Raw genomic sequence first — 4,933 nt, 5'->3', positions numbered from 1 at the left:
TGCTTCGGTTCTCCGGGCGACAGAGAAACTTGGGGCATGGTGGGATTGCCCAATACGAGAGCTTTCCTACTGTTAGATTGCTGACTCGATCGCTTCTGTCGTTGTTGTCGGGTTAATGCTAGTACTTGAATCGAGGGGGCAGTGCGAATCGTGTGTTTTTGGATTAAGTAAGTCCTGTTACTATCTTGGAGGGCGGGAAAGGGGACTTGAAAGAGTGAGCCTTGCGGAATGAAAATGACGTGGGCGTTGGGGTCTTTGGGCAGTAGAGCGGCGATCGGATCAATCAGCAGTTGATGCAAGGTCGGTAAGTCGGGTTGGGGTTTGGTGAAGCGGGAACTGCGACTGCGGACAGCCAGGAATTCTTGATTGCCAATGATCAGGTTAGCTAGGGAGACTTTGTGCCGTTGCCAAAGTGGTTTGAGGTCAACTTGACGGAAGGTGATTTCGCCCGTCGGTTGAATCACCCAGATGTAGAGTGCCGATTCACGCGGTTCTCTTTTTCCTTGAATCTGAAATTCGTTGTAAATGATGGAGTACTGCACCAAAGTCGCATTCTGTGCTTTGGCAATTTGGCGGATTTGGTTCTGGTTGGGAGCAGCGGCAACGGTTCGATTAGCAGCATCTGACAATAAGCGCTGGGTCAGGAGATCGACAAAAGCACGGGCACGTCCCCGCTCGGCAATTTCCAGCGCGGCGATCGGGTTATTTTGAGCCACCCGGACTTGTTGTAACGTTCGATAAGTGCGGGCTTGTCCTTCAAAGATGGAAATTTTATTCGCATCGTTGGAGCCGAGCATCTGCCGCAGCGATTCCCAAACTTGAATCCCCTGTACAAGCATTTTCTCAGCCTGTACGGTGTTGCCAGCTTCTAAGAATACCGCGCCTAGATTGTTGAGTGCCGTACCTTCTCCTTGTCGATCTTTAATTTCGCGGGCGATGGCTGAGCTTTGCTGGGTATATTCAATCGCTTTGACATAGTTGTTACCTAAAAAGTAGTAATGATTTCCTAGATTCCTTAGTGCCTCACCCTCTCCTCGTCGGTTTTTAAGTTCGCGGGCGATGGCTAAGCTCTGCTGGGTATATTCAATTGCTTTGGTATAGTCGCCCAAAAAGTGATGCATGGCTCCCAAATTGCCCAGTGCCACACCTTCTTCTTTGCGGTCTTTGATGGCGCGTATGATCGCTAAACTTTGCTGAATATGCTCAATAGCTTTGGCATCATTATTATTACCCCAAGAGCCATAAGCGGCTCCCAAGTATCCCAGTGCCACACCTTCACTACGTTGGTCTTTAATTTCGCGGGCGATCGCTAAGCTCTGCTGCACATACTCAATTGCTTTGGCATAGTTGTATAGAGAGTGATAAGTAGCTCCCAGATTGACTAGTGCCCGACCTTCCCCTCGTCGGTCTTTAATTTCGCGGGCGATGATTAAGCTTTGCTGGGAATACTCAATCGCTTTGGCATAGTTACCTAGATAGTGATAATCGGTTCCCAAATTGCCCAGTGTAGTACCTTCCCCTCGTCGGTCTTTAATTTCGCGGGCGATCGCTAAGCTCTGCTGAGTATACTCAATCGCTTTGATATAGTTGCCCAGAGAGCTGTAGTTGGTTCCCAAATTGCCCAGTGCCCAACCTTCCCCTCGTCGGTCGTTAATGGCACGGGCGATCGCTAAACCCTGCTGCCCATACTCAATCGCTTTGGTATAGTTGCCCAGCGAGTGGTAATTAATTCCCAAACCGACTAATGCTGCACCTTCTATTCGTCGGTCGTTAATGTTGCGGGCGATGGCTAAACCTTGCTGCCCATACTCAATGGCTTGGTCATAGTTGCCCAGAGAGCCGTAAGCGCCTCCCAAATTGTTCAGTGCCCAACCTTCCCCTTCGCGATCTTTAATGGCGCGATAAATTTGCAGTGCTTGTTGCCAGGAATTCAGCGCTGCTTGGAACTGGCTAGTTTGGTGCTGTTGCATCCCCCGCTGTATCAGTTGATCGCCCTCTGCTTTACGAGCATCGATCGTTTGAGCGATCGCGGGCAGTAAGAAATCAGATGTCTGGAATAGGGGTGCAACTAAAAACAAGGAAATGGACGCAAGGAAAGCAGAAGTAAGTCTAGCGTTTGATTTGAGTCGTCGATGTGGACAAAGCATAGGATTCTGAAGTTTGAATTGTACGATCGTCCTCTTGATCGCTCCGCTTTGCTTCCAGCGATCGCCCCTGATAGAAGCTTACTCTGCCCCGCTGAATCCAACTATGAATCGGTGGGTAGCGACATTTCTGGAACGCCCCCTAAATCCCCCCCAATCTGGGGGACTTTGAACGAGAGAGTTGTCCGAAAGTCCCCCAGATTGGGGGGTTGGGGGGCAGAAGTGCTAAATAACGAAGCGAAAAAATCTATCGAATTCACGTTAAATAAACTGAACTAGACGAGTTGAGCGATCGCGCGATCGACTTGAACCAACCCATATCCACTCGCGTAATCAAACCCAACATCAAAGCCTGGAGTGATTGGATCATCCATATCCAGAGCCGTCTGTTCTAAGACTTGATTAATTTGTGCTGGACTTAAGGAGCGATTTGCTTGGAGCATCAAAGCTGCCACTGCTGCAAGATGAGGAGCCGCTGCTGACGTGCCTCGAAAGTTGGGAAAAAGGTCAGAATCCTCCACAGTATCTGTGCCAAAAAATGTCGTATTGGTGTCGTCAGGCCCAACAAACCTCGGCTGCTGGCGAAACTCAGGTCTAGAGAGACGATTGCCCTTTTGGTCAAACAAAATCGGAGTACCCCCCGCCGAAGAAAAGTCTTGTAATCTTGCAGGGTTTACACCGTAGGCAGGCGTATTAAAGTAAGCAGCGGCTCCGACTGCTGCAACGCCCCTGGCATTTCCGTTGCCGTAGACCGTTGAACTGTTGGTGTTGTAATCGTTGATTGTGAAGGTATTGGCGGCATCATTCACCACGTATTTCATCAAGCCGGGAGCAGACCCCGATCGCTTGGCAATCAATAGATTGAACTGATCCGAGCCAAACGAGCCATCATTGCGGAATCTCAGCGCCTCGATCGGGTCTCCTCCCACATTTGATAGTTTGCTACTCGCCAGTACTTTTTGTTTTGCATTGTCAAGCAGGTAGATATCAAGGTCATTGGTAGAACGACCGAGTGGCGAATCCCATTGAAATGACAGATCAAAAGAATCGTTCTTCGCCAGCGTAATGCTCTGATAGAAATCGACCCCGGCTCCTGGATCAAAGTCATGAACTTCTCCATAGCCTGCAAAGAACCCAGCCGACCTGAAAGCACCTTGATAGCTGTCACGAGCATTGTTCCTCGCAGCAGCAAAGTAAGGAATGCCCTGTTTGACAACCTCCTCGATCGCCTGAGCCACAATCCCATCCTGGAACATTGGTTCAGCCAAAGTTATGTCATCTACAATGATTTGCGCTCCCTGGGCTGCTAGTGCTCGAATGCCATCCGCGAAGACTTTTTGACTAGCCACCCCAGTGTGGAACATCAAACTTGCACCGGGAGCAACATCGTGAATGAGCTGCATCATGGCTCTGCCTTCGTCTGTCACACGCGAAATCTCACTGCTCAAATCATCTGCCAGCACAGTTACCCTTGTAGGCAAGTCACCACTCGCAATATCTGTTGCCGCCCCACCTAGCCTGTTAAAATTATTCGACAACACTCCGATTTTGATGCCTGTGCCATCTACTCCAAAGCGACTTCTGGCAACATCGGCTTGCATGGCTCGATCGCCCTGGCTAGTCACTAATCCAAAATTCCCCAAAGTCAGAAAAGCGGCATTGCTGAGGGTACTTGCAGAGATGTTGTTTAAGGTTGCTAGTAGTCCGTTTGTCTGAGTGCTGATCAGCGTACTGTTGGCATTGCTTCCTGTACCCTGAGTGATAATTAACTGATCAAACGTTAAGCCTCCCGCTAATCCGATACGATCGCGCTCACTGAGTTTGAAGTCTATAATGGTGTCTGCCCCTTTGTTAGGCTCTAGCACAAAGATATCGCGACCACTGCCGCCCACTAGAGCGTCTCGCCCCAATCCTCCCCAGAGGGTATCGTTGCCCACATCGCCCCAGAGCAGGTCGTTGCCCACGTCGCCGCGCAAAATGTCATCGCCACCTAGTCCATAAATAATGTCATTTCCGCCTTGACCGTTGATGATGTCATTGAAGCGATCGAACCCTGCGATACGGTCATCCAGATCATTGAGAAAAGTCACCCGGCTTGATTGCTGACCTTCGAGAATTTGGCTGCGCTGCCAGTTTGCATTAAAGACATCAAAGCTATCCTGAATGGTACTATCACCCTCAAATAGAATGTTGCCCAAGAGCGCCGAGCCAACAGGTAAGTTGTCCAGATTTTCTAGCTGAAAATTCTTTAGAGTCACCTGAGTATTTGAAACTCGCTCAAATGAAATCACTAAGTCTCTACCGTGTTGAGTCAAAACCATGTTCTTTGCAGTCAGGCCCACTCCCTCAAACTTCAGGGTATCGAGGTTAGCAATGATTGCGTCTGTCTGATTGCCTTTCGCTCCAATGCCGCCGAAATTGTTAATCGTTATGTTGCCTGTGCCACGGAGAATTTTGAAAAGTTTCCGACTGCCAGACCCATCAAAATCAGCAGTGCTGGTTGCTGCTTGTGAACTGTGACTTGTTGATTGGGCAGCGATCGCTGTATTCAAATCGCCACGGGTCAGCGATTGCAGATTGGTTTGATCTAGGGAAGTAGATAAAGCGCGATCGACAAGGTTATTTCTCATGAAAGTATGTTCCAAATTACAAAGTTTATTCCTACGAAGCTGGGCATCACTAATCAATGCTTTGGCTTTTTCTTTCGATCTTCATATTCCCGCTTTCGATCCTCATACAGCACATTTCAGGTTTATAGAGTACAGTAACAACAGTCAGCAAACCAGTTG

Annotated in this window: 2 protein-coding genes; both read right to left on the bottom strand. The window is 49.0% G+C overall.

Going from position 1 to position 4,933, the window contains the following annotated elements; translation table 11 throughout:
* Nucleotides 1-2,078: tetratricopeptide repeat protein (locus tag ACKFKF_RS34300; RefSeq protein ID WP_446871839.1), on the bottom strand; the 2,078-nt coding region annotated here is incomplete at its 3' end.
* Nucleotides 2,079-2,419: 341 nt separating this feature from the next.
* Entirely contained in the window at nucleotides 2,420-4,774 is a 2,355-nt protein-coding gene (locus tag ACKFKF_RS34295; RefSeq protein ID WP_446871838.1) for a S8 family serine peptidase, read from the bottom strand.
* Nucleotides 4,775-4,933: the final 159 nt, after the last annotated feature.

Source organism: Phormidesmis sp. 146-12 (assembly GCF_052939495.1).
Note: the sequence above shows the minus strand (reverse complement) of the source record. Positions and strands in the feature narration are given on the sequence as shown.